This is a genomic window from Streptococcus sp. HMSC067H01 (assembly GCF_001814775.1).
Lineage (GTDB): Bacteria > Bacillota > Bacilli > Lactobacillales > Streptococcaceae > Streptococcus.
In genome coordinates this window covers 32,531-58,580 of the sequence record NZ_KV817803.1, presented here as the reverse complement: position 1 = coordinate 58,580, position 26,050 = coordinate 32,531, and the positions used below count along the sequence as shown (strand labels likewise).

Below are 26,050 nucleotides of genomic sequence, written 5' to 3'. Positions count from 1 at the left end.
AGATTTCCATGCCGATTCGAATTGATAAAAAATTACCAGCAGTTGAGATTTTACGAACGGAAAATATTTTCGTCATGGATGACCAACGAGCGGCTCATCAGGATATCCGCCCGCTAAAAATTCTGATTTTAAATCTGATGCCTCAAAAAATTGTAACGGAAACCCAGCTCTTGAGGCATTTGGCTAATACTCCCTTACAGTTGGATATTGAATTTCTCTATATGGAAAGTCACCAATCGAAAACAACTCGTTCTGAACATATGGAGACTTTTTATAAGACCTTTTCAGAAGTTCAAGACCAGTATTTTGATGGCTTGATTATCACAGGAGCACCAGTCGAACATCTTCCTTTTGAAGAAGTGGACTACTGGGAGGAATTTACTCAGGTCATCGATTGGTCAAAGACTCATGTCTTTTCAACCCTGCATATTTGCTGGGGAGCACAGGCTGGCCTCTACTATCGTTACGGCGTAGATAAACACCAGATGGCTCAAAAACTTTCGGGAATTTATCCTCAGGATGTTTTAAAAGAAGGTCATCTTTTGCTGAGAGGTTTTGATGATTTGTATGTGTCTCCCCATTCTCGTCACACAGAAATTCTCAAAGAAGACATTGTAAATAAAACAAATTTAGAGATCTTAGCATCTGGAAAAGAAGTGGGAATCTCTATCCTTGCAAGCCGAGATTTAAGAGAAGTTTATAGCTTTGGGCATTTGGAGTATGATCGTGATACGCTAGCCAAGGAATATTTTAGAGATCTAGATGCTGGTTTAGATCCCCATATACCAGAAAATTATTTCAAAAATGATGACATCCATGAACTTCCTTGTATGCGTTGGAGTTCCTCAGCAGCTCTCTTTTTCAGTAACTGGGTAAATTATGCAGTTTACCAAGAAACGCCTTTTGAGTGGAAGAGTGTGGAGGATGATGTCTCTCATTTTGGATATTTATAAGAGGAATTATGACATATTTAGACGCTTTCAAATCAGGGAACTTGGTCTTACCAAGTGCTCTGCTCTTAAACTACAATCAACTTTTCTCATCAAGCGATGATTTCTTAGTTTGGCAATTCTTTTACCTACAAAATACAACAGTTTTAGGGGAATTGTCCCCAAGTCAAATCGCTGAGAAAATAGGCAAGCAAGTCTATGAAGTCAATCAAGCGATTTCCAGATTGACAGAAAAAGGCTTACTCCAATATCGTACCATTGAACTCAATGGAGAAATAGAAGTTATTTTTGATGCGACCCTTGCTTTAGAACGTTTGGACCAGCTTTTTGAAAAACAAGAACCAAGCCAAGCTGTACCTGCTAAAAATGATTTGAAAGACTTGGTGGAAACCTTCCAACAAGAGTTAGGTCGTCTCCTGAGTCCTTTTGAGATCGAAGATTTAGAAAAGAGTTTGAAAGAAGACGGAACCAGTGCGAACCTAATCAAAGAAGCCTTACGTGAGGCTGTTTTGAATGGAAAACCAAACTGGAAGTATATCCAAGCTATCCTACGAAACTGGCGTCATGAAGGCATTAAGAGTGTAGTCCAGGTAGAGGCGAAGCGTCAGGAGAGAGAAGCGACTAATCCTCAAAATGTTCAAGTTTCATCTGATTTTAAAAATGCCATGGACCTTTGGAAAGACTAATGTTAAGTATTGATAATAGAAAAAATGCCTACAGACTAGAAAGAAAATCTAGCTTGTGGGCATTTTTTGTGTATTTTATACTCAATGAAAATCAAAGAGCAAACTAGGAAGTGAGCCGCAGGTTGCTCAAAGCACTGCTTTGAGGTTGTAGATGGAAGCTGACGTGGTTTGAAGAGATTTTCGAAGAGTATTAATTGATTAGTTAGCCAGTCCCCATACACTAAGAGAGCGTTCTGTAACTGGGAAATCTCCATAACCTTCAGCATTAATAGTTACTTGGTCAGGATGATTACCAAGCAAATCAACAAAAGTTTGTTCAGCCCATTCTTGACCGACGAACATAGTTTTGGAGTTTTCTTGGCCATTAGAAATCACGATGGCAAGTGGTGATTGATTTTCAGCTCCTGAACGAACCCAACCGATACAATTAGGGTCGTCAAAGTAGTCAGTTTGCTTTCCATAAGCCAAATCTTTTCGGATAGCTAGCAAACGGTCAAGAACATCTTTGAAATTTTGCTGAGCATATTGACCAGAAATACCATAGTAGTCCCCATAGAAGACACATGGGAGCCCCAGCTCACGCAAAAGAATGAGGGCGTAGGCTGCTGGTTTAAACCATTCTTCAACAGTGGATTCAAGTGCTTGGCCACGTTGAGTATCGTGGTTATCGACAAAGGTTACAGCCTTATCTGGCTTGATTTGAACCAGACTATCATTAAAGATGGTTGTTAAATCATAGTCTTCTCCAGCCTTGCTGGCTTCAAAGAGATTCATATGGAGTCGGACATCGACAAGATCAAAGCGTTCTTCAATCTTTTCAAGGTAATCCAGATTTGCTTCCTTGTCTGGATTCCAAAATTCACCAAAAACATAAAAATCTTGACCGTATTTTTCCTTCATGTCACGGATAAAATTCCCCATAAAGAAGGAGTCGATGTGTTTAACCGCGTCTAGACGAAAACCAGCTACACCAGTCGTTTCCATGAACCAGTCAGCCCAGTCATAGATGTTTTTGATAACTTCAGGATGTTTGAAGTCCAAGTCAGCATACATGAGATAGTCATAGTTACCATTTTCGTTATCGACTAATTCCTCGTTGGCCCAACCCTTATTATCTCCCTGGATAAGGTAAATACCAGACTTCCGTCTTTTGGCATCATAGTCAGTCCCAGTGAAATGGTACCAGTGCCAGTGGAAATCGTTGTAAGTGTTTTGGCGGCCATCAAAAGTAAAGTTTGTCCAACCATTGATGGTAAAAGGTTCGCCTAGTTCAACAGTTCTATCTTCTGGATCAACTTCGATGACTTGGAAAGATTCCAAATGGTCTGCAGCAGCCTTATGATTGAGTACCACATCGGCCATGGGTTGAATCCCGTGAGATTTTAAGGTTTGGATGGTTTGGAGATAGTCTTCTTTGAAACCGTATTTGGTACGAACAGTTCCTTTTTGGTTAAATTCTCCAAGGTCAAATAAATCATAGACGCCATAACCGACATCCTTTTCATTGGTTGCCTTGAAAGCAGGGGGCATCCAAATATGACTGATTCCCAAATCTGCTAGGTGTTCAGCGTCATCAGCAAGTCGCTTCCAATGTTTTCCGTCATGTGGTAGATACCATTCAAAATATTGCATTAGGGTTTGATTTTTCATAGATAGTCCTCTTACTTAACAGTGATGAGAATTATTGTAGCATAAAGTCAGTTTCTACGCAAACGTTTGCGCTAAAATTAAACTCTTTGAATGTTCTGTCTATTTTTTGAAGAATGGGCAGAGACCTGCAAAATTGAAATATTATAAAAGAATTATAGAAAGATGTACATCTTGCTCTTGTCATGAAGAGTGATGGGATAAAAGCTGTAAATGGTTTCTATTTTGTGAATTGTCACAAAATTTGTTATAATAGTATTTATGAAAAAAGTATTCGTCAGCCGACGTGTTGAAAAAAAGCTAAATAAGGGTCAGATAGTTTTGGAGGAAATTGATTTTCCTGACCTATCTGAAACTGACCAGGAAGTCGAGCTGTTTAGTCAAGATAAACAGTTTTTGGGTAAGGCTTATCTATCTCGTCAAAATAAAGGGATTGGTTGGTTCGTAACTAATCAGAAAGTTTCTTTTGACCAAGTTTTCTTTGAAAATCTATTTACTAAAGCCAAACTAAAACGTTCTACCTACTACCAAGATGATTTAACAACGGCCTTTCGCTTGTTTAATCAAGAAGGCGACGGTTTTGGTGGAATGACTCTGGATCTCTATGGGGATTATGTTGTTTTCTCTTGGTATAACTCCTATATTTATCAGCTTCGTCAACAGATCCTAGCCGCCTTTGTTCAGGTCTTTCCTGAAGTCTTGGGTGCCTATGAAAAGATACGTTTTAAAGGTCTAGAATTTGAGTCTGCTCATATCTATGGTCAAGAAGCGCCAGATAATTTTACGATTCTTGAAAATGGAGTTCTTTATCAAGTCTTCATGAATGATGGCCTTATGACAGGCATCTTCTTGGACCAACATGAAGTCCGTGGTAGTTTGGTAGATGGTTTAGCCATGGGCAAGTCCCTGCTCAACATGTTTTCCTACACGGCTGCCTTTTCAGTAGCTGCTGCTATGGGAGGTGCCAGTGAGACTACCTCTGTTGATTTAGCCAAGCGCTCCAGAGAACTATCAGAAGCTCATTTTCATGCCAATGGACTGGCTTTGGATCATCATCGTTTCATTGTCATGGATGTGTTTGAATACTTCAAATATGCAAAACGTAAGGGTCTATCTTACGATGTAATCGTTCTTGATCCGCCTAGCTTTGCTCGTAATAAAAAACAAACCTTCTCTGTAGCCAAGGATTATCACAAGTTGATTTCCCAAAGTTTAGAGATTTTAAATCCGGGAGGTATTATCATTGCTAGCACCAATGCTGCCAATGTTTCCCGTCAAAAGTTCACCGAACAAATCGACAAAGGTTTTGCAGGAAGAAGTTACCAGATTTTAAATAATTATGGACTTCCAGCAGATTTTGTCTATAACAAAAAAGATGAAAGCAGTAATTACCTCAAGGTGATTAGCATGAAGGTAACTAAATGAAATTAGTCGTTTCAGTAATGCCAAAGAATTTAGAAGAAGCACAAGGGCTTGATGCCATGCGTTATATAGATGCAGATATCATTGAGTGGCGTGCTGATTTTCTACCAAAAGAAGCTATTTTACAGGTAGCGCCTGCCATTTTTGAAAAGTTTGCAGGTCGCGAACTTCTCTTTACCTTGCGCACACGTGCTGAAGGAGGAGAGATTGACCTGTCTTCGGAAGAGTATGTTCAGATTATCAAGGATGTAGCTCAACTCTATCAACCTGAATACCTTGATTTTGAGTATTTTGGTCACAAGGATGTTTTCGAAGAGATGCTCGATTTTCCAAATTTGGTTTTGAGTTACCATAATTTCCAGGAAACTCCAGACAATATGATGGAAATTTTGTCAGAACTAACTAGCCTAACTCCGAAAGTAGTTAAGGTATCTGTAATGGCACATACAGCACAAGATGTATTAGACCTCATGAATTTCACACGAGGATTTAAAACCCTCAACCCTGAACAAGAATATGTAACTATTTCTATGGGCAAAGTGGGTAAGGTATCTCGTATCACTTCAGATGTAACGGGTTCAAGTTGGTCATTTGCAAGTTTAGATGCAGCAAGTGCCCCAGGACAAATCTCACTCTCCAATATGGTAAAAATTCGGGAGATTTTGAATGAAGATTAATGGCTACACACGTCTGGCAGCTGTGGTCGCAAATCCTATCAAACACTCTATTTCTCCTTTCATTCATAATAGTGCTTTTGAGGCAACTCATACCAATGGTGTTTATCTAGCTTGGGAAGTAGAAGCTACTGACTTGGCAGAAACAGTTGCCAATATTCGTCGCTATCAGATGTATGGAATCAATCTTTCTATGCCCTACAAGGAGCAAGTGATTCCTTATCTGGATCAGTTGAGTGAGGAAGCTTGTCTTATTGGTGCAGTTAATACAGTTGTGAATCGAGAAGGAACATTAATTGGATATAACACAGATGGCAAGGGATTCTTTAAGAGCTTGCCTTCTTTTAAAATATCAGGGGAAAAAATGGTTTTGTTAGGTGCAGGCGGTGCAGCCAAGGCAATTTTGGCACAGGCAATCTTGGATGGAGTGAGTCAAGTTTCTGTCTTTGTTCGTTTGTCATCCATGGAAAAAACAAGACTTTACTTAGAAAAAATACAGAATGCGACTGGATTTAGAGTAGATTTATTTGCCTTAGAGGATGTTCAATACCTTCAAGACAGTATCACTCAAGCTGACCTCTTGGTCAATGCTACTAGTGTGGGCATGGATGGTTCCTCTCAGCCGATCCCGATCAGCATCGTTTTACCAGAGAAGCTTTTGGTAGCTGATGTGATTTATCAACCCTTTGAAACCCCATTTTTGAAATGGGCTAGAAGTCAGGGGAATCAATCTATCAATGGCCTTGGCATGCTGCTTTACCAAGCTGCTGAAGCTTTTGAGTTATGGACAGGCAAGGAAATGCCAACAGATCAAATCTGGGAATTATTAAAACAAAAGTACCAATAAAGAAAAAGGAGACCTGCTATGAAAATCAGAATAGACCTTCCACATCATCCCTATGATATTCAGATTGAAAAAGGATGCCTGTCTCAAGCAGGAAAATGGTTGCGCGAACTTTGGCAACCGCAAAAAGTCGTTATCATTACAGATAACCATGTGGCTTCTCTCTATGCAGAAAAAGTAAAATTGAGCTTAGAGGCTGCTGGTTTTCAAGTGGCAGTTTTTGACTTTTTAGAAGGTGAAGAACGAAAAAATCTAACCACGGTTCAAAAGGCTTATGAATTTTTAGTTAAGCAAGGTTTAACTCGTAGTGATGGCATCGTAGCCCTCGGCGGTGGTGTAGTTGGTGATTTGGCTGGCTTTGTAGCCTCAACCTATATGCGAGGAGTTCATTTCGTTCAAATTCCAACCAGTTTGACTGCCCAGGTGGACTCGTCTATCGGTGGAAAAACTGGAGTTAACACCCCTTTTGCCAAGAATATGGTGGGGACTTTTGCCCAGCCGGATGGTGTTTTGATTGACCCAACTGTTCTTGAGACCTTGGGTAAGAGAGAGTTGATTGAAGGAATGGGTGAAGTCATCAAGTATGGCCTCATCGAAGATCCAGAACTCTGGGACTTATTATCTGATATGGATGGTTCTATCGAAAGCATATTGGAACATTCCGAGAGTTTGATTGAGCATTCTTGTCAGGTTAAGCGCAAGATGGTAGTTGAAGATGAGTTGGATAATGGCATTCGTTTATATCTCAACTTTGGTCACACAATTGGCCATGCCATTGAAGCAACTGCTGGTTACGGAAAAGTCATGCACGGTGAGGCAGTAGCGATGGGAATGGTTCAGGTTTCTAAGGTAGCAGAACAAAAAGGTCTTATGCCAGCTGGAATCACTCAGTCTATCCGAGAGATGTGTGAGAAGTTTGGTCTTCCTGTTGATTATGAAAACTGGGATGTTGACAAGCTTTATCAGGCTTTGACTCATGACAAAAAAGCGCGTGGCAATACCATGAAGTTAGTTTTGGTACCTGAGCTTGGTTCAGCGACGATTCACCCAGTTTCTCTCGAAGAAATGAAAGATTACTTGGTAAAATAAGGAGAATGTATGAGATATTTAACAGCAGGAGAATCACATGGTCCTCGTCTGACAGCAATTATTGAAGGAATCCCAGCAGGACTGCCTTTGACTGCAGAAGATATCAATGAGGATCTCAAACGTCGCCAGGGTGGATACGGACGTGGTGGTCGTATGAAGATTGAAAGTGACCAAGTTGTCTTTACTTCTGGTGTTCGCCACGGGAAGACGACAGGGGCTCCCATTACCATGGATGTCATTAACAAAGACCATCAAAAATGGCTAGATATCATGTCTGCTGAGGATATTGAGGATAAACTTAAAAGTAAACGAAAAATCACACATCCTCGCCCAGGTCACGCTGACTTGGTAGGAGGTATCAAATACCGCTTTGATGATTTGCGAAATTCTTTGGAACGTTCATCTGCTCGTGAAACGACCATGCGAGTAGCAGTTGGAGCTGTGGTCAAGCGTTTATTGACTGAGCTTGATATCGAAATTGCCAACCATGTTGTTGTTTTTGGTGGCAAGGAAATTGACGTTCCAGAAAACTTAACAGTCTCAGAGATTAAGAAACTGGCTGCCCAGTCTGAAGTTTCTATCGTTAACCAAGAACGTGAGCAGGAGATTAAGGACTATATTGACCAGATTAAGCGAGATGGGGATACCATCGGAGGTGTTGTGGAAACAGTTGTCGGAGGTGTTCCGGTTGGTCTTGGTTCTTATGTCCAATGGGATCGTAAACTAGATGCAAGGCTAGCTCAAGCTGTTGTTTCTATCAATGCCTTTAAGGGTGTGGAGTTTGGTCTTGGTTTTAAAGCAGGCCATCTTAAGGGTAGCCAAGTCATGGATGAAATCCTCTGGTCATCAGAAGATGGCTATACTCGTCGCACTAATAACCTTGGAGGTTTCGAAGGTGGTATGACCAACGGCCAACCGATTATCATTCGTGGAGTTATGAAGCCAATTCCGACTCTCTATAAGCCATTAATGAGTGTCGATATTGAAACCCATGAGCCTTATAAGGCAACGGTGGAGAGAAGTGATCCAACTGCTCTTCCAGCAGCAGGTGTCGTTATGGAAGCAGTCGTAGCAACGGTTTTGGCTCAAGAAATCCTTGAGAAATTCTCCTCTGATAATCTGGAAGAATTAAAAGAAGCTGTTGCGAAACATCGGGAGTATACAAAGAATTATTAAGGAGTTCTTATGGCAAAAACCATCTATATCGCAGGACTAGGTTTGATTGGTGCTTCCATGGCACTCGGAATCAAGCGGGATCATCCTGATTATGAAATTTTAGGATACAATCGTAGTCAAGCGTCTAGAGATATTGCTTTGGAGCTAGGAATGATTGATCGTGCGACGGATGATTTTGCCAGTTTTGCTCCACTTGCAGACGTCATCATTCTTACCCTGCCAATCAAGCAAACCATTGCCTTTATTAAGGAACTGGCCAACTTGGACTTGAAAGAAGGTGTCATTATTTCCGATGCTGGATCGACCAAGTCAGCTATCGTGGCTACAGCTGAGAAGTGTTTTGCAGATAAGTCTGTTCGCTTTGTTGGAGCTCATCCTATGGCAGGGAGCCACAAGACAGGAGCTGCCTCTGCCGATATCAATCTATTTGAAAATGCCTATTATATCTTCACGCCATCTAGTCTGACAACTCCGGATACGCTCGAAGAAATGAAAGACTTGCTGTCAGGTCTTCATGCTCGTTTCATCGAAATCGATGCTGAAGAGCATGACCGAGTGACTTCTCAGATTAGCCATTTTCCGCATATCTTAGCATCAGGCTTGATGGAACAAACTGCAAGTTATGCTGAAGAGCATGAAATGGCGCGACGCTTTGCGGCAGGTGGTTTTCGTGATATGACTCGGATTGCCGAAAGTGAGCCAGGCATGTGGACTTCTATCCTCTTATCCAATCGGGATACCATTATTGAACGCATCGAGGACTTCAAGGGCCGTTTGGACGAGATTGGACAAGCTATCAGTAAGGGTGATGAAAGCCAAATCTGGAATTTTTTCAATCAAGCGCGTGAGCAACGTCAGGCTATGGAAATCCATAAACGCGGAGGAGTAGATAGCTCATTTGACCTTTATGTAGATGTTCCCGATGAGGAAGATGTGATTTTACGCATCTTGGAATTGCTACGTGGAACTTCCTTGGTTAACATCCACATCAACGAGGAAAACCGTGAGGATATTCACGGGATTTTACAAATTTCATTTAAAAATGCTCAGGATTTAAAACGTGCTGAGCAAGTCATTACAGAAAATACTGACTACACAGTCGTTATTAAATAAGGAGGACAATTATGTCAAATATTTATGATAGTGCAAATGCACTAAGTCGTGGACTACGCGAATTGCCAGAATACAAGGCGGTTAAAGAAGCTAGAGATGCTATCCAAGCCGATGCAGAAGCTAGTAAAATCTTTGCAGATTATATTGCTTTTCAACATGAAATCCAAATCATGGCCCAAACTGGTCAAATTCCAGATGCTTCTTTCCAAGAAAAAATGGAAGACTTTGGCAACAAGATTCAAGGCAACTCTCTCCTGTCAGCCTTCTTTGCCAAACAGCAACAACTTTCTATTTATCTATCTGATATTGAAAAAATTGTCTTTGAACCAATTTCAGAACTTTTAAAATAAGAATTTACCTCATAAAGTCAGGAATTTTTAAGAAATTTCTGACTTTTTATGATAAAATAAGAAAAAGTATTGTCAGTATGAGGGCCGGTATGAAATTAAAAACAAACATTAAGCACTTAAATGGTAGTATTCGCGTACCTGGGGATAAGTCCATCAGTCATCGCTCGATTATTTTTGGAAGCTTGGCTGAAGGTGAAACGAAGGTTTATGATATCTTGCGTGGTGAAGATGTTCTTTCAACCATGCAAGTATTTCGGAACCTCGGCGTAGAGATTGAGGACAAGGACGGTGTCGTTACCATACAAGGTGTTGGGATGGATGGATTGAAAGCCCCTCAGAATGCTCTCGATATGGGGAATTCTGGCACCTCTATTCGTTTGATTTCAGGCGTCCTTGCTGGTGCAGACTTTGAAGTAGAAATGTTTGGAGATGATAGTCTTTCTAAACGCCCTATGGACCGTGTGACCCTTCCTTTGAAAAAAATGGGAGTTAGCATTTCTGGTCAGACAGAGCGAGACTTGCCACCTTTGCACTTAACAGGTACAAAAAATTTAACACCTATTCATTATGAATTGCCAATCGCCTCTGCACAAGTTAAGTCAGCCTTGATTTTTGCAGCATTGCGGGCTCAAGGTCAGTCTGTCATCATTGAGAAGGAGTGCACTCGTAACCACACAGAAGATATGCTCCAACAATTCGGAGGTGAATTGAGTGTCGATGGTAAGAAAATCACTGTTCAAGGGCCACAGAAACTTAGTGGACAAACGGTTGTCGTGCCAGGAGATATTTCTAGTGCAGCATTTTGGTTGGTAGCAGGTTTGATTGTGCCAAATTCTCGAGTGGTACTTAAGAATGTCGGTATTAACGAAACTCGTACAGGGATTATCGATGTTATCCGAGCTATGGGCGGGAAATTAGAGATTACTGATATTGATCCAATTGCCAAGTCTGCAACTTTGACTGTTGAGACGTCAGACCTAAAAGGAACTGAGATTGGCGGAGCCTTGATTCCACGTTTGATTGATGAATTGCCAATTATCGCCCTTCTTGCTACCCAAGCTCAAGGTCAAACAGTTATCAAAGATGCAGAAGAACTCAAGGTCAAAGAAACTGACCGCATTCAAGTTGTTGCGGATGCTTTAAATAGCATGGGAGCAACTATTACTCCTACAGCAGACGGCATGATAATCAAAGGGAAATCTGCTCTCCATGGAGCCAGAGTAAATACCTTTGGTGACCACCGTATCGGCATGATGACAGCCATTGCAGCTCTTTTAGTTGCGGATGGAGAAGTTGAATTAGATCGTGCCGAAGCTATTAATACTAGCTACCCAAGCTTCTTTGATGATTTGGAGATATTGATTCATGGCTAAGGTTTTACTAGGTTTTATGGGTTCAGGAAAATCTACCATCGCTAGAGGATTAGATCCTGACTTTGTAGACATGGATGCTATGCTGGAAGAACGACTAGGGATGTCGATTGCTCGTTTCTTTGAAGAAAAAGGAGAAGCAGCCTTCCGTCAGGTGGAATCAGAAGTTTTAGATGACTTACTAAAAACGGACCAAGTGGTGTCAACTGGGGGAGGCGTAGTCATTTCTCTGCGTAATCGGGTCTTGCTCAAGCAAAATGCTGATAATATCTACCTAAAAGCAGGTTTTGAGACTCTTTACCAGCGAATTTCAGCCGATAAGGACAATCAACGTCCACTATTTTTAAAGAATAGCAAGGAAGATTTGGCTGCGATTTTTAAAGAAAGACAGGCTTGGTATGAGGAAGTGGCTAGTAAAGTTATCGATGTGTCCAAGCTAAGCCCAGAGGAAATTATAGAGGAATTGAGATGAAAATTGCCTATCTAGGTCCCAAAGGATCTTTTTCGCACCATGTTGTGCAAACGGCTTTTCCTCATGAGGAACTAGAGCCTTTTTCAAATATTACAGATGTTATCAAGGCTTATGAACAGGGATTGGTTGATTTTTCTGTTGTCCCAGTCGAAAATTCCATTGAAGGTAGTGTTCATGAAACCTTGGACTATCTTTTTCATCAAGCTCGTATTCAGGCTGTGGCGGAGATTGTGCAGCCAATTCATCAACAGTTGATGGCGGTGCCAGGACAAGTTAAAATTGAGAAAATCTTTTCTCATCCGCAGGCCTTGGCTCAAGGGAAGAAATTTATCGATGAGCATTATCCAGATGCTCAACTAGAAGTCACTGCCAGTACAGCATATGCAGCTCGATTTATCGCAGAACACCCCGACCAGCCCTTTGCTGCCATTGCTCCGAGAAGCTCTGCTGAGGAATATGGCTTAGAATTGATTGCGGAAGATATCCAAGAAATGGAAGCCAATTTCACTCGTTTTTGGGTGTTGGGGGCAGAGTTGCCACAGATTCCTTTACAGGATGCAACTGAAAAAATGAGCCTAGCAGTTACCTTGCCAGACAATCTTCCTGGTGCTCTTTACAAGGCACTCTCGACCTTTGCTTGGCGAGGAATCGATTTGACCAAGATTGAGAGCCGTCCCCTTAAAACTGCACTTGGAGAATACTTCTTTATCATCGACGTTGACTATAGAGATAAAGAATTGGTCCGTTTTGCTCAAGAAGAATTAGAAACAATTGGAATCCAGTATAAAGTACTGGGAGCTTACCCTATCTATACCATACAAGATAAAGGGAAGGAGAACCTATGACTAGAGAGAATCCTTTAACACATCATGAAAAACTACGCTATGACTATCTTTTGAAAAATATTCATTATTTGAATGATAAGGAAAAAAGAGAATTTGCCTTTTTACAAGCCAAGTTAGAAGGTCAAAAAGATTCAGCAGAAGTTTTCAATCCAGAAGCCAAAGAACAACTTCTTTCAGACTCTGGTATCGACCTGCCAACCTATGCTAACCGTAGTCGCTCTAGTCGCCGTAGTAGTGGAGATCAACTGGAAACGAAGATTCCAAAAGTTAAGAAGCAAAAGAAAAAAAGAGGTTTTCGTTTTAAACGCTTATTTGCTTGGTTAGGGATGATATTGCTTTGTGTAGCAGTAGGAATGATCGTCATGTTCTTAAAAGGCTTCCAATCTGCTAACTCTAATAATCCTAAGGATGCTAAAGCGGCTCAAGTTGAAGTTTTTAACGGTCAAGACACTCGTGATGGAGTAAATATTCTGATTTTGGGAACAGATGGACGGATTGGACAAGATAGTTCCGAAACGCGGACAGACTCTGTCATGGTTCTAAACGTAAGTGGTAAGGATAAAAAAATCAAGCTCGTTAGCTTTATGCGTGACAATTTAGTTTACATTGATGGTTATAGTCAGGTTATCGATGGTCAGAAACAAGCTGATCACAAATTAAATTTGGCCTACGAATTAGGGGAACAAGAAGGAAAACAAGGAGCCGAAATGGTTCGCAAGGTCCTCAAGGATAATTTTGATCTGGATATCAAATATTATGCGCTCGTTGATTTCCAAGCCTTTGCGACAGCCATTGATACCCTTTTCCCAGATGGTGTAACCATCGATGCCCAATTTTCAACTTTAAATGGAGTTCCAGTCACAGAAGCGACAGTGGGTGATGACTTGCACGCAACGGCAACTGAGTCACCTACTCAAACTATTCGAGCCGGTAAACAGCAAATGAACGGTTCAACTCTTCTTAACTATGCTCGTTTCCGTGACGATGATGAAGGTGATTACGGACGAACTCGTCGTCAACAACAGGTTATGACCGCGGTTCTACAACAAATCAAAGACCCGACAAAATTGTTCACTGGTTCAGAGGCTCTAGGGAAAGTTTTTGCGATGACCTCAACAAACCTACCTTATACCTTCTTATTGACCAATGGCCTATCTGTTCTTGAAGGAGCTCAAAATGGGATTGAAAAACTGACAGTCCCAGAACTTGGTGATTGGGTGGATGACTATGACGTCTATGGAGGCCAATCCCTTCGAGTGGATCAAGCTGCCTACCAGACCAAACTCGCGCAAATGGGCTTGAGATAAAATCGAAAAAATGGAAATCAAAGCTTGATACATCTGTAAAAACAGATGCCTTGGGCTTTGATTTTTCACATAGTTGGTTGGATTTATAAGCCATTTTTGTGGTATAATAGAATGATGTATTCTATAGAAGAGGATGAAAAATAGATGAGTGATTTAAAGGCAATTCAAACTCGTAGTCTAGAAATGGCTGAGTATTTTGTTGCATTTTGTAAAAAACATGACTTGCTCTGTTATCTATGTGGTGGTGGAGCCATTGGAGCCTTACGAAACAAGGGTTTCATTCCTTGGGATGATGATTTAGATTTCTTTATGCCTCGTAAGGACTATGAAAAATTAGCAGAGCTTTGGCCTCAATTTGCGGATGAGCGTTATTTCTTGTCAAAGAGTCACAAAGACTATGTAGATCGCAACCTTTTTATCACAATCCGTGATAAGGAAACGACGTGTATCAAGCCTTATCAGAAGGATTTGGACCTTCCACATGGCTTGGCCTTGGATGTATTACCCTTGGACTATTATCCTAAAAATCCAACTGAGCGCAAGAAACAAGTCCGTTGGGCTCTCATTTATTCCCTTTTTTGTGCTCAAACCATCCCAGAAAAGCATGGAGCTCTCATGAAGTGGGGTAGTACCATTTTACTAGGATTGACTCCTAAATCGCTTCGCTATCGTATCTGGAAAAAGGCTGAAAAAGAAATGACCAAGTATGGACCAGCTGACAGTGATGGCATTACAGAATTATGTTCAGGGCCTGGCTATATGAAAAACAAATATCCAATCCAAGCCTTTGAAGATAATATTTTCTTGCCATTTGAAGGAACAGAAATGCCTATTCCGATTGGTTATGATGCCTATCTTAGCATTGCTTTTGGTGATTACATGACACCGCCTCCAGCGGATAAGCAAGTCCCTCACCATGATGCCGTTATAGCAGATATGGATAAGAGTTATAGAGAATATAAGGGAGAATATGGAGCATGATGGAAGAAAAAATTAGTGTTATTGTTCCTGTCTATAATGTAGAAGCTTATTTGGAACGATGTGTAGAGTCTATTTTAAAACAGACCTATAGTAATCTTGAGATACTGCTTGTCAATGACGGTTCGACTGATAAGAGTGGTGAACTATGTGATCAACTTGCGCTTAGAGATCAACGAATTCGGGTTATTCATAAGGAAAATGGTGGTTTGTCTGATGCTCGAAATAGAGGAATTGATGAAGCAAGTTCAGATTTAATTGGCTTTATTGATAGCGATGATTATATTGACGAAGATATGTACGAGACTCTCTACCATCATTTAAGAGAGGCAAATGCAGATCTCTCTATGTGTGGACATTATGATGTTTATCATCAAATACCTGAAAAACAAGTCTCAGAGATTAAAACTTGGGAACTTTCTTCAGAAGAAGCCATAAAAATGGTCATGGAAGCAAAGATTTTGTCTGTGACTGCTGTTAATAAATTATATAAAAAAGAACTCTTTAATCATCTTAGATTTGAAGTTGGAAAAATTGCTGAAGATGCTTTTATTATGATTCGTTTATTGGATCAGTGCCAGAATGTTGTTGCGACTAATGAGAAGAAGTATTATTATGTTCATCGTGAAAACAGTATTACTACACAAAAATTCTCATTAAAATTCTTAAATGTGATTGAAGCATATGAGCAAAATGCGAATATAATAAGAGAGCACTATCCCGCAATCGCTGATGTTGCAACGATGCGTTTAAATTGGGCCTATTTCTATGTCTTGGATAGGTTGTTAGTTGATTCTGATTTTAAAGATAAACTATTGGAAGATAAATTGATACACTATCTAAAACAGAATAGAGTGAACATTTTAAGAGATGCTAGATTTACCAATGCTAGAAAAATAAGTTTCCTAGCTCTACTATTCAGCAGAAAGCTCTACACACAGATTTTACTTGGTCAACATAACCGTTAGGAGAGAAAATGATTTCTATTATTGAGAAAAACTATTTTAAAATTAATCTGGTATTTTTATCAGTCATATCTTTTTATTGTATGGCGGGACTCATTGTCCCCCTTCAATTCATCTCTGCAAATAAATTTGTTACCTTAGGTATGACTCTGATGGGAGTTTTACTAGGTTTGTATAATTTCTTTGTAAAAAAAGCTTATTTATTTGTTAGAAAAATTGAGTACTTAATCCTCTTTTTTGCCATGAATATTATCACAAGTTTACTGGTGATTAAGTATGGCTTTTCAACGAATATTAAGAACTTAGTAGTATTCTTTATTTATTTCTTTGCTATTTATCCAATTTTTCAGACCTTTACCAAAGAAAAGTCTCGACTTTTATTTAACCTATTCTTCTCAGTGATTACTGTAGCTAATACTGTGGGAGTTTTCATTTCTCTTGTTCAATTCTTAATGTTGATTGGTTACAGAGTTTTCGACTATAAAGGCTTGTTAATTCGTCAAGGATTTGTTGAATCCCGTCTATTTGGTATTTTAGCAAGTCCTAACTATTTATCGATTATTTCCTTAATTATTATTATTTACTTAGGGATGAGACTAACTTTCTTCAGTAAACTAGTTAAAACCTTAGCTATTTCATCCATTATTCTTAATTTCGCTTATATCGTTTTATCTGGTTCAAGAACGACTTACATCTGTTTGGTTGTGGCCGCTTTTCTATATTCTTTAGTGAAATTTGAATTCCGTAACAAGCTAAAATCTTTTGTCGCTGTATTGTTAACAGTTGGACTAGTATTTTTATCTTATAATGGTGTCAAGTACAGTAGTGATCTGTATTTGAAAGCTCACTCTGCAGAAATTCAGCTCAATAAAGAAAAAGGTGAAAACAATAATTTGACTTTAGAGCGAACTGATACTAGCGAAGAAAATATTTCCAATAACCGCTTTGCAATTTGGCAATCGACAGCTTCGTTTATTCCAAAGAGACCTCTATTTGGTTACTCAGCAGGAAACTGGTATGAGTTAGGGAAAACTTATGATGCAAGTGCATACATCATTAAACAACATTACTTAACTCACAATGGATACCTAGAGTTATTATTCTATAACGGAATCTTTGGTATCATGCCGATCGCTATTTTTATGCTCTCATTTATCTTTGCAAGTCTTAGAAAATTCAAAAAAGACAAAGAGGAAGATAGAATTGATCATGAGCTTGTTTCAGGATTACTGATGACAGTCGTTATCTTGATTTCTAACTTATTCTTGAGTTCAACCTTCTATGGTATCTCATTATTAGGTTGTATTCTGTTTATAATCTCAGGCTATTATTTCTCTGTTATTTCTAAAAAGAGAGATGGATACAGAAGACTGTCTGAAGAAGAGATTAAAGAAGTAGAATTAGGGGTAATGGATTATATCCACAATCTCTGTGAAAAAGAGAATATTAATTATTCTTTGGCTTATGGAACTCTATTAGGAGCCGTTCGACATAAGGGGTATATTCCTTGGGATGATGATGTTGATATCTCATTGAAACGTGATGAGTATGACAAGCTATACCAAGCAGTTCTACGGGACAATGACCCTATCTACAAAGTAGTATCTTGGGAAAATGACAGTCGCTATCCTTATCCATTTTATCGAGTTTATGATGCTCGTACGGTGTATGAAAACAATTACATTGAAAATGATATCGATCTAGGAATTTGTGTGGATGTATTCCCATTTGATTATTATGCTGATGTCAATAAAGAGATGGTTAAACTAGATACCTATCGCAGACTTTCTGTTTATACTCTCTATGGTATTCATAGTAAAAATGCCGGATTGAAGAATATTGTCAGATATCTATTAGTACTTGTTTTCCGTTTAACAAGAGTTAAAACTTGGAATAAAAAAATGAACCTTCTCTCAATGCAGGCTAATGATAATGATTCGATTGATTACTTGATGGAAAATAAGAGAACTTCTACAAAATTTGAGAAGACGTTGCTTGATAAAGTAATGGATAGCCCATTCGAAGATAGAATTTATAAAATTCCAGAAGCTTCTCACCAGATCTTGTCAGCTATCTACGGTGATGATTTTATGGAAATTCCACCAGTTGAAAAACGAGTGAAACATGATGATTTTGTCGCTTATATAAAAGAGGTGTAAGACGTGTTACAATGGTTAAAAAGAAGTTTGGCAAGTCTTTTAGGGGACAAGAAAGACCTCATCAAGAACTTACCAATCATTAAAAGTCTCAATGACAAAGCGAACGTTGAATTGGACTCCAAAAGAAGTGAGTTGTTAAAAGACAACTTTGAAGAAATTCTTCAAACTATTTATAGTTCTCCTTTAAAAAATTATGATATTTGGTTGGATTTTGGGACTCTATTAGGCTTTTTTAGAGAAAATGATTTTATTAGCCATGACCTGGATATGGATTTTGGCATCATTATTCCAGATTATCAACGCTTTGTAGAGGATGAACAATATCTCTTGGAAAGAGGTTTCTCAAGAACCAAAGAATTTTACTACAATGAACAATTGGTAGAACTATCATACAGCTTTAAAGGTTTGAATGTAGATCTTATTGTTTATGATAAAAAAGGGGAAACAATCTCCTCCGATACGATTTTCTTTATGATTAATGCTTTGGGAGTACCAACTCGTCATGAGGTCTATCATTACGAATTGCCATTCAGTCAATTGCAAGTTTCTAACTTTAAGGGCGTAGATGTGAAAATTCCAGAGAATACTAGAGACTATATCAGTCACTTGTATGGAGCTGATTTTGAAACTCCAAATACCAATTATAATTGGAAAGAAAATCCAATCTATAAACAAGGTGATGCAAAATTAGCCCGAGTTGTTTTAAAGAAATAAGCTAAGTACACTTACAAATGAATTACAAAGTCTATTTGTGAATGACACCAGATAAGTTTTAAGGAAAGAAGTGATAGATTTGAAAAAGTTAAAAAAGTCAATCTTATTTAGTATCATACTCTTGTCAGTTACTGCAAATCACCTGCAAGCAGTAAAGGCTGACACTATTTCGGCAGGTTCTGGGAATCGTATTCACTTTATCAATACCAAGGGAGCTTCAGGAAGTGATGCCATTCTATTGGAGAGCAATGGTCACTATGCCCTAATTGACATGGGGGAAGATTATGATTTTCCAGATGGAACGGATCCACGTTATCCAAGTCGAGTTGGTATCTCAAGACAGAATGAACTAGTTTTGGAAGATAGACTATTTCGTCATTTAAATCGACTTGGTATCCAAAAATTGGATTTTATTTTAGGAACGCACGTCCATAGTGATCATATCGGTGGCGCGGATGAAATTCTAAAACGTTATCCAGTCGGAAAACTTTATTTAAAAAAATATACTGATGAGAGAATTACTAGTAAGTGGCGTTTGTGGGATAATCTTTTTAATTATGATAATGCACTCAATGTTGCCCGTGAAAAAGGAGTAACTATTGTTCAAGATATTAAGGAAGAAGATAGTCGCTTCAAATTGGGTGATATGGATATCCAACTCTACAACTATAAAAATGAGTATGGTCCGGATGGCAAATTGAAAAGAGTCTATGATGATAATTCGAATTCCTTGGTTGCAGTAGTGACTGTTGCAGGGAAAAAGATATATCTTGGTGGTGACTTAGATAATGCTGAAGGTGCTGAGGATAGATTAGGTCCAGAAATTGGCAAAGTAGACATGATGAAATGGAATCATCATTATGATGCTCAAATTTCAAATACAATTCCTTTTTTAGATTCTCTTTCACCTAGTATGGTGGTACATACATCATCTAATGATGCAAATTTGGCTTCAACTAGAGACTACTTGAAAAAGAAGAATATTCAGGTAGTTCATGCTTCAAGTAAAACTCAAGATGCGACAGTATTTAATATTAGTGATACTGGATTTACAAACGTTTCTAATTCTTTCCCAGATATTCCTACAGTAACTGAAGGATGGTATCAAGAAGATGGTTACTGGAAATATCGTTTGACTGATAATGAAATGGCCATTGGGTGGCGAACGATAGATAATATCTATTATTTCTTTAACGGTAAAGGTCAAATGCAGGCAAACAAATGGATTCATTTGAATGATAGCAGGGAAAAATTGGAAGGCAACTGGTATTACCTCAATAGCAATGGTAAGATGCAGTATGAGGGCTGGTTTAAGCAAGATGGCTCATGGTATTATATCAGCTCTACAGGCGCAAGACTTTATAATGAACTAGCTGAAATTGATGGGCAAAAGTACCTCTTTGATAAAGATGGGAAAATGCTGACGGGCTTACAAGTCTTCAAAGGCAAGAAGATGCTCTTTGCAAGTAATGGTGCTCTGCAAACAGATGGTACAGCTTCTAGTTGGCAAAAGCTAGGTTCAAACTGGTATTATTATGATGAAGATGGTATTCGAACAGTTGGCTTGAAGCAAATCAATGGATCAAGCTACTACTTTGATAACAATGGTATCATGCAGACAGGCTGGGCCCTTATTGAAGGTCATTGGAAGTATTTTGCAAGTTCTGGAGCAATGAAAACAGGCTGGATTAAGGATAAAGAAACTTGGTATTACTTGGATAAAGAAGGTGTTATGCTAACTGGCCTACAAGAGATCGAAGGAACTCGTTATTATCTTAATGCAAGTGGAGCCATGCAAACAGGTTGGAAGTGGCTTGATAATCATTATAGCTACTTCACAAGCAGTGGAGCGATGAAGACAGGTTGGCTCAAAGATAAGAACCTTTGGTACTACCTAGACAAGGAAGGTATCATGCTCACAGGCCTCCAAGAAATTGATGGCACTCGTTATTACCTTAATGCAAGTGGAGCTATGCAAACAGGTTGGAAATGGTTAGACAATCATTACTACTACTTTGCAAGTAGCGGAGCCATGAAGACTGGCTGGTTCAAAGATAAGGATATCTGGTACTATCTAGACAAGGAAGGTATCATGCTCACAGGCCTGCAAGAAATTGATGGCACTCGTTATTACCTTAATGCAAGCGGAGCTATGCAGACTGGTTGGAAATGGCTAGACAATCATTATTACTACTTTGCAAGTAGCGGAGCTATGAAGACAGGTTGGTTCCAAGATAAAGGGGTTAAGTATTATCTTGACGTTGAAACTGGTCAGATGGCAACTGGACTATACAAAGTAAATGGTGAAAGTTATTACTTTGATGCTAATGGTGCTATGCAAACTGGTTGGAAACAGCTGAATGGCAATTGGTATTATTTCCAAGCAGATGGTTCACTTCTAAGAAATGGAACAACACCTGATGGCTACAAGGTCAATAAAGATGGCATTTGGAGCTTAAATCCTGACAAAGAAGAAGTTCAGGGAAGTCAAGAAGATCCTAAGAGGGATTCTGATAAGCCAGCAGATAAGGAAGAAAAGTCAGCAGAAGCCAATGAAAAAGAGGAAGCTGCTGAAACAAAACCGACTTTGAAGGCAGATAAAGAATAAGTGCTTTTTACCTCTTACTAAGTTTTCGAGAAAACTTCCTTTGTGCTAGTCTTTCACTCACTACCTAGTTTTCTCATGAAATAGTATTTATATACATCTCAAAGAATTGATCAATGTTTTTAGGATGAGAATATTGATCAGCTTTGGGGTGTTTTTTTGATTCTTTATACCCTAAGTTGTTGAAAACATCCTCTTTGTCTTTAAATCGAAATATTTTGATAAGAAATTTTAAAACCGACTGATTAGATAAATAAGAAAAATTATGGTATAATAAAACGATGCAAAAAAGGAGTATATATGGACATTTCAGAAATTCGTCAAAAAATTGACGCCAATCGTGAAAAATTAGCTTCTTTTAGGGGGTCTCTTTGACCTCGAAGGGTTAGAAGAAGAAATTGCCATTTTGGAAAACAAAATGACAGAACCTGATTTTTGGAACGATAATATCGCGGCTCAAAAAACGTCGCAAGAATTAAATGAACTTAAAAATACCTACAATACCTTCCATACTATGGAAGAGTTGCAGGATGAGGTTGAAATCTTACTAGACTTTTTAGCAGAGGATGAGTCTGTCAAGGATGAGTTGGTTGAGAAGCTAGCTGAGCTAGATCAGATGATGACTAGCTATGAGATGACTCTGCTCTTGTCAGAGCCTTATGATCATAATAATGCTATTTTAGAGATTCACCCAGGATCTGGAGGAACAGAAGCCCAAGACTGGGGAGATATGCTCCTTCGTATGTACACTCGTTACGGAAATGCTAAAGGCTTCAAGGTTGAAGTCTTGGACTATCAAGCTGGTGATGAAGCAGGAATTAAGTCGGTGACCTTGTCTTTTGAAGGGCCAAATGCTTATGGGCTTCTCAAGTCAGAAATGGGAGTTCACCGTTTGGTACGTATCTCACCATTTGACTCAGCTAAGCGTCGTCACACCTCCTTTACTTCTGTAGAAGTTATGCCAGAGTTGGATGATACTATTGAAGTTGACATCCGAGAAGATGATATCAAGATGGATACTTTCCGATCGGGTGGAGCAGGTGGCCAGAACGTCAACAAGGTTTCTACGGGTGTTCGTTTGACCCACATTCCGACAGGGATTGTTGTTGCATCAACTGTTGACCGTACTCAGTACGGAAACCGTGACCGTGCGATGAAGATGCTCCAGGCGAAACTCTATCAGATGGAGCAGGAAAAGAAAGCTGCGGAAGTAGATGCCCTTAAGGGGGATAAGAAAGAAATCACATGGGGAAGCCAGATTCGCTCCTATGTATTTACCCCTTATACCATGGTCAAAGACCATCGTACCAGCTTTGAAGTTGCGCAGGTAGATAAGGTTATGGATGGAGACTTAGATGGATTCATTGATGCTTATCTGAAATGGCGTATTAGTTAATAGAAAGGAAGTCACATGTCGATCATTGAAATGAGAGATGTTGTCAAAAAGTATGACAACGGGACAACAGCCCTACGTGGCGTCTCTGTGAGTATTGAACCAGGAGAGTTTGCCTATATCGTAGGTCCTTCAGGTGCAGGTAAGTCAACTTTTATCCGTGCCTTGTATCGTGAGGTTAAAGTAGAAAAAGGAAGCTTGCAGGTTGCAGGTTTTAATCTCGTGAAGATTAAAAAGAAAGATGTACCACTTTTGCGTAGAAACGTAGGAGTTGTCTTTCAGGATTACAAACTTTTGCCAAAGAAAACCGTTTATGAGAACATTGCTTATGCCATGGAGGTTGTCGGTGAAAGTCGTCGTAATATCAAAAAACGTGTTATGGAAGTCTTGGATCTTGTCGGTTTGAAACACAAGGTTCGTTCATTCCCTAATGAATTGTCAGGTGGTGAGCAACAACGTATCGCCATTGCGCGTGCTATCGTAAACAATCCTAAGGTTTTGATTGCGGACGAGCCAACAGGTAACTTGGACCCAGATAACTCATGGGAAATCATGAACCTCTTGGAACGTATCAATCTTCAAGGAACCACAGTTTTGATGGCAACCCATAACAGTCAAATCGTAAATACCTTGCGCCACCGCGTCATTGCCATCGAGAATGGTCGCGTGGTTCGTGACGAAGCGAAAGGAGAGTACGGATACGATGATTAGTAGATTTTTCCGCCATCTATTAGAAGCTTTAAAGAGTTTAAAGCGTAATGGATGGATGACCATTGCTGCTGTCAGTTCGGTCATGATTACCTTGACCTTGGTTGCTATTTTTGCCTCAGTTATCTTTAATACTGCAAAATTGGCGACGGATATTGAAAACAACGTCCGCGTCATGGTTTATGTTCGTAAAGATGTTGAAGACAATAGCGAAACCATTGTTAAAGAAGGCCAGACAGTCACTAACAATGATTACCACAAGGTCTATGATGCCCTTAAGGCTTTGCCATCAGTTAAAAATGTAACCTTTTCAAGTAAAGAAGAGCAATATGAAAAGCTGACTGAAACCATGGGTGACGAGTGGAAGGTTTTTGAAGGTGATGCCAATCCCCTTCATGATGCCTACATTGTCGATACCAATTCACCAAGTGATGTGAAACCAGTCGCTGAAGAAGCTAAGAAAATCGAAGGAGTTTCTGAGGTTCAAGACGGTGGTGCCAATACGGAGCGTCTCTTCAAGTTGGCGTCCTTCATCCGTGTATGGGGATTGGTCATTGCAGGACTCTTGATTTTCATCGCAGTCTTCTTGATTTCAAATACCATCCGTATTACCATCATTTCACGTAGTCGTGAAATCCAAATCATGCGTTTGGTTGGTGCCAAGAACGGCTACATCCGTGGCCCATTCTTGCTGGAAGGAGCCTTCATTGGACTATTGGGAGCAACCCTTCCATCTATCATGGTTTATCTTATCTATAACCGTGTCTACCAATCTGTTAATCCATCATTGGTTGGACAAAACCTATCTCTGATTACACCAGATACCTTTATTCCTTTGATGGTTGGTCTCTTGTTTGTTATCGGAATCTGTATTGGTTCACTTGGATCAGGAATCTCAATGCGTCGATTCTTGAAAATCTAAGACAATTATTATTGATAAAACACCTAAAAGTGGGATGCCATCGAGGACTCAGAGAGTCAGATTGCCCTGCTTTTTTGTTTTGAACTTGCCCTACAAGTTGCTTGCCAATTTGCTGGAAACAGTGTATGATAAGAAAGGACCTTTTTGTCATAAGAGCTGATGAAGGAGGCTGGCAATCCGATGATAGAAGTAGTGAATAAACACTTTCATCAAGCGATACAAGCAATCACGAGCTCTTTCTAGCTAAAATGAATGAAATATGAGGATAAGATGAAACAATTTTTAGAAAAGGCGAGCGTGCTCTCTCTGTCGTTAGTATTGATCACATCGTTTTCAATCTCGAGTGCCCTCCCTGCTATGTTTGACTATTACCAGGGTTATTCGACAGGTCAGGTCGAGCTTTTGGTCAGTCTCCCTTCCTTTGGAATTATGGCCATGCTCTTATTGAACGGAGTTTTGGAACGCATTTTTCCTGAGCGTCTCCAATTAACCTTGGGACTTTTGATCCTTTCAATCAGTGGAACTGCACCTTTCTGGTATCAAGGTTACTACTTTGTCTTTGTCACTCGTCTTCTTTTTGGACTGGGTGTTGGGATGTTGAACGCCAAGGCTATCTCAATCATCAGTGAGCGATACCATGGTAAAACTCGTATCCAGATGCTTGGCTTTCGTGGTTCTGCCGAGGTAGTAGGTGCCTCTATCTTAACCTTGGCGGTTGGGCAACTTTTGGCCTTTGGGTGGACCGCAACCTTCCTAGCCTATGCAGCAGGTTTAGTGGTTCTTGTACTCTTCCTTCTCTTTGTCCCTTATAACAAAGAAGAAGTTCATGAGTCCAAGCAAAAGACAGAAGAAGTAGTAAGATTGACTCGCTCTATGAAACAGTTGATTTTCTTTCTAGCCATCGGGGCTGCAGTCATTGTATGTACCAATACAGCCATTACCTTCCGTATTCCTAGTCTCATGATTGAGGCGGGCTTTGGAGATGCTCAATTGTCAAGCCTGGTACTCAGTGCCATGCAGTTGATTGGGATTCTGGCGGGAATTAGCTTTTCTTTCCTCATCTCTGCCTTTAAGGAAAAACTTTTATTGGTTGCGGGTGTAACCTTTGGTATCGGGCAAATCATCATTGCTCTCTCACCTTCTCTCTGGGTAGTCGTTGCAGGTTCGGTCTTAGGAGGATTTGCCTACAGTATCGCTCTTACGACAGTCTTTCAATTGATATCTGAAAGAATCCCAGCAAAACTTCTCAACAAAGCAACTTCTTTTGCAGTTTTGGGATGTAGTTTTGGTGCGTCATTAACACCCTTTGTTCTTTCAGGAATTGGCTTAGTAACAACGAATGGTCGAATGACCTTTATCATTCTAGGAGTATGGATGATTGTTACTTCTTGTCTGGTTTCCTATCTGTTGAAAAAGAGAGTTTAAAAAGCGAAAAGATGATGAGTTTGCGAGTCCTTAAGCATACAGTGAAGTGTTGAAAGTTATGTAGAAAAAAATAAAGTTATGATCAATAGAGTTTTATGGAGTTTAGAAGGCTCAGAAAAGCTCCAATCAGTTGCTTTATCAAAGGCTCAATATTCATAAAAAAAGAGGTCGGGATTTTGTCCCGGCCTCATTCTTTTTTGTAATTTTATACTCAATGAAAATCAAAGAGCAAACTA

The 26,050-nt window shown here is 39.6% G+C and carries 23 protein-coding genes; 22 read left to right on the top strand and 1 reads right to left on the bottom strand.

Annotation, left to right across the window (positions count from 1 at the left end; genetic code table 11):
* The first annotated feature begins 8 nt into the window (after positions 1 to 8).
* Positions 9 to 953 (top strand): homoserine O-acetyltransferase MetA, encoded by a 945-nt coding sequence (metA, locus tag HMPREF2987_RS06760; protein ID WP_075229869.1) that lies wholly within the window; start codon positions 9 to 11, stop codon positions 951 to 953.
* An 8-nt stretch (positions 954 to 961) separates the two neighbouring features.
* Positions 962 to 1,636 carry a DnaD domain-containing protein gene (locus HMPREF2987_RS06755; RefSeq protein WP_075229868.1) on the top strand — a complete coding sequence of 225 codons (675 nt, stop codon included), beginning with the start codon at positions 962 to 964 and terminating at the stop codon, positions 1,634 to 1,636.
* Between the two features lie 198 nt (positions 1,637 to 1,834).
* On the opposite strand, the gene HMPREF2987_RS06750 is transcribed toward HMPREF2987_RS06755, so the two are convergent.
* Positions 1,835 to 3,286, bottom strand: a complete 1,452-nt coding sequence (locus tag HMPREF2987_RS06750) for an alpha-amylase (RefSeq protein WP_075229867.1) — start codon at positions 3,284 to 3,286, stop codon at positions 1,835 to 1,837.
* A 258-nt stretch (positions 3,287 to 3,544) separates the two neighbouring features.
* Between HMPREF2987_RS06750 and HMPREF2987_RS06745 the strand changes: the two genes are divergently transcribed.
* From HMPREF2987_RS06745 to HMPREF2987_RS06650, 20 genes are all read left to right on the top strand, one after another.
* Positions 3,545 to 4,708, top strand: coding sequence for a class I SAM-dependent rRNA methyltransferase (locus HMPREF2987_RS06745; protein ID WP_075229866.1), 1,164 nt, complete (start codon positions 3,545 to 3,547; stop codon positions 4,706 to 4,708).
* Positions 4,705 to 5,382: a type I 3-dehydroquinate dehydratase gene (gene aroD, locus HMPREF2987_RS06740; protein ID WP_075229865.1), complete on the top strand. Its 678-nt coding sequence runs from the start codon at positions 4,705 to 4,707 to the stop codon at positions 5,380 to 5,382. Before HMPREF2987_RS06745 ends, aroD begins: the two co-directional genes overlap by 4 nt.
* Complete coding sequence (locus HMPREF2987_RS06735; protein ID WP_075229864.1) at positions 5,372 to 6,226, top strand: shikimate dehydrogenase; 855 nt, start codon at positions 5,372 to 5,374, stop codon at positions 6,224 to 6,226. The genes aroD and HMPREF2987_RS06735 overlap by 11 nt, the downstream gene beginning before the upstream one ends.
* Positions 6,227 to 6,244: 18 nt before the next feature.
* Entirely contained in the window at positions 6,245 to 7,312 is a 1,068-nt protein-coding gene (gene aroB, locus HMPREF2987_RS06730; protein WP_075229863.1) for a 3-dehydroquinate synthase, read from the top strand.
* Between the two features lie 9 nt (positions 7,313 to 7,321).
* Complete coding sequence (gene aroC / locus HMPREF2987_RS06725) at positions 7,322 to 8,488, top strand: chorismate synthase (RefSeq protein ID WP_075229862.1); 1,167 nt, start codon at positions 7,322 to 7,324, stop codon at positions 8,486 to 8,488.
* 9 nt (positions 8,489 to 8,497) lie between these two features.
* The gene (locus HMPREF2987_RS06720; protein WP_075229861.1) at positions 8,498 to 9,601 is read left to right on the top strand and encodes a prephenate dehydrogenase; all 1,104 of its coding nucleotides are present in this window, start codon (positions 8,498 to 8,500) and stop codon (positions 9,599 to 9,601) included.
* An 11-nt stretch (positions 9,602 to 9,612) separates the two neighbouring features.
* A complete protein-coding gene (locus tag HMPREF2987_RS06715) occupies positions 9,613 to 9,951 on the top strand; it encodes a YlbF/YmcA family competence regulator (protein ID WP_075229860.1) in 339 nt (112 codons plus the stop codon).
* 89 nt (positions 9,952 to 10,040) lie between these two features.
* On the top strand, positions 10,041 to 11,324 hold the full coding sequence (aroA, locus tag HMPREF2987_RS06710) for a 3-phosphoshikimate 1-carboxyvinyltransferase (RefSeq protein ID WP_075229859.1): 1,284 nt from the start codon (positions 10,041 to 10,043) through the stop codon (positions 11,322 to 11,324).
* Positions 11,317 to 11,793: a shikimate kinase gene (locus HMPREF2987_RS06705; protein WP_075229858.1), complete on the top strand. Its 477-nt coding sequence runs from the start codon at positions 11,317 to 11,319 to the stop codon at positions 11,791 to 11,793. The genes aroA and HMPREF2987_RS06705 overlap by 8 nt, the downstream gene beginning before the upstream one ends.
* On the top strand, positions 11,790 to 12,638 hold the full coding sequence (pheA, locus tag HMPREF2987_RS06700; RefSeq protein ID WP_075229857.1) for a prephenate dehydratase: 849 nt from the start codon (positions 11,790 to 11,792) through the stop codon (positions 12,636 to 12,638). The genes HMPREF2987_RS06705 and pheA overlap by 4 nt, the downstream gene beginning before the upstream one ends.
* Entirely contained in the window at positions 12,635 to 13,945 is a 1,311-nt protein-coding gene (locus tag HMPREF2987_RS06695) for an LCP family protein (protein WP_075229856.1), read from the top strand. The genes pheA and HMPREF2987_RS06695 overlap by 4 nt, the downstream gene beginning before the upstream one ends.
* Before the next feature lie 144 nt (positions 13,946 to 14,089).
* On the top strand, positions 14,090 to 14,926 hold the full coding sequence (locus HMPREF2987_RS06690; RefSeq protein WP_075229855.1) for a LicD family protein: 837 nt from the start codon (positions 14,090 to 14,092) through the stop codon (positions 14,924 to 14,926).
* On the top strand, positions 14,923 to 15,891 hold the full coding sequence (locus HMPREF2987_RS06685) for a glycosyltransferase family 2 protein (RefSeq protein ID WP_180364510.1): 969 nt from the start codon (positions 14,923 to 14,925) through the stop codon (positions 15,889 to 15,891). The genes HMPREF2987_RS06690 and HMPREF2987_RS06685 overlap by 4 nt, the downstream gene beginning before the upstream one ends.
* Positions 15,892 to 15,899: 8 nt before the next feature.
* A complete protein-coding gene (locus tag HMPREF2987_RS06680) occupies positions 15,900 to 18,047 on the top strand; it encodes a LicD family protein (protein ID WP_075229853.1) in 2,148 nt (715 codons plus the stop codon).
* A 3-nt stretch (positions 18,048 to 18,050) separates the two neighbouring features.
* Positions 18,051 to 18,761: a LicD family protein gene (locus HMPREF2987_RS06675; RefSeq protein WP_075229852.1), complete on the top strand. Its 711-nt coding sequence runs from the start codon at positions 18,051 to 18,053 to the stop codon at positions 18,759 to 18,761.
* A gap of 73 nt (positions 18,762 to 18,834) precedes the next feature.
* Entirely contained in the window at positions 18,835 to 21,369 is a 2,535-nt protein-coding gene (locus HMPREF2987_RS06670) for an MBL fold metallo-hydrolase (RefSeq protein WP_142995381.1), read from the top strand.
* 297 nt (positions 21,370 to 21,666) lie between these two features.
* Positions 21,667 to 22,762, top strand: a protein-coding gene (prfB, locus tag HMPREF2987_RS06665; protein ID WP_142995376.1) for a peptide chain release factor 2 whose coding sequence is annotated in 2 segments (ribosomal slippage) — positions 21,667 to 21,738 and positions 21,740 to 22,762 — 1,095 coding nt in all. Because the reading frame shifts where the segments join, the coding sequence is not laid out codon by codon here.
* 15 nt (positions 22,763 to 22,777) lie between these two features.
* On the top strand, positions 22,778 to 23,470 hold the full coding sequence (gene ftsE, locus HMPREF2987_RS06660) for a cell division ATP-binding protein FtsE (protein ID WP_075229851.1): 693 nt from the start codon (positions 22,778 to 22,780) through the stop codon (positions 23,468 to 23,470).
* Positions 23,463 to 24,389: a permease-like cell division protein FtsX gene (ftsX, locus tag HMPREF2987_RS06655; RefSeq protein ID WP_060955459.1), complete on the top strand. Its 927-nt coding sequence runs from the start codon at positions 23,463 to 23,465 to the stop codon at positions 24,387 to 24,389. Before ftsE ends, ftsX begins: the two co-directional genes overlap by 8 nt.
* A 270-nt stretch (positions 24,390 to 24,659) precedes the next feature.
* Positions 24,660 to 25,814, top strand: coding sequence for an MFS transporter (locus HMPREF2987_RS06650; protein ID WP_075229850.1), 1,155 nt, complete (start codon positions 24,660 to 24,662; stop codon positions 25,812 to 25,814).
* Positions 25,815 to 26,050: the final 236 nt, after the last annotated feature.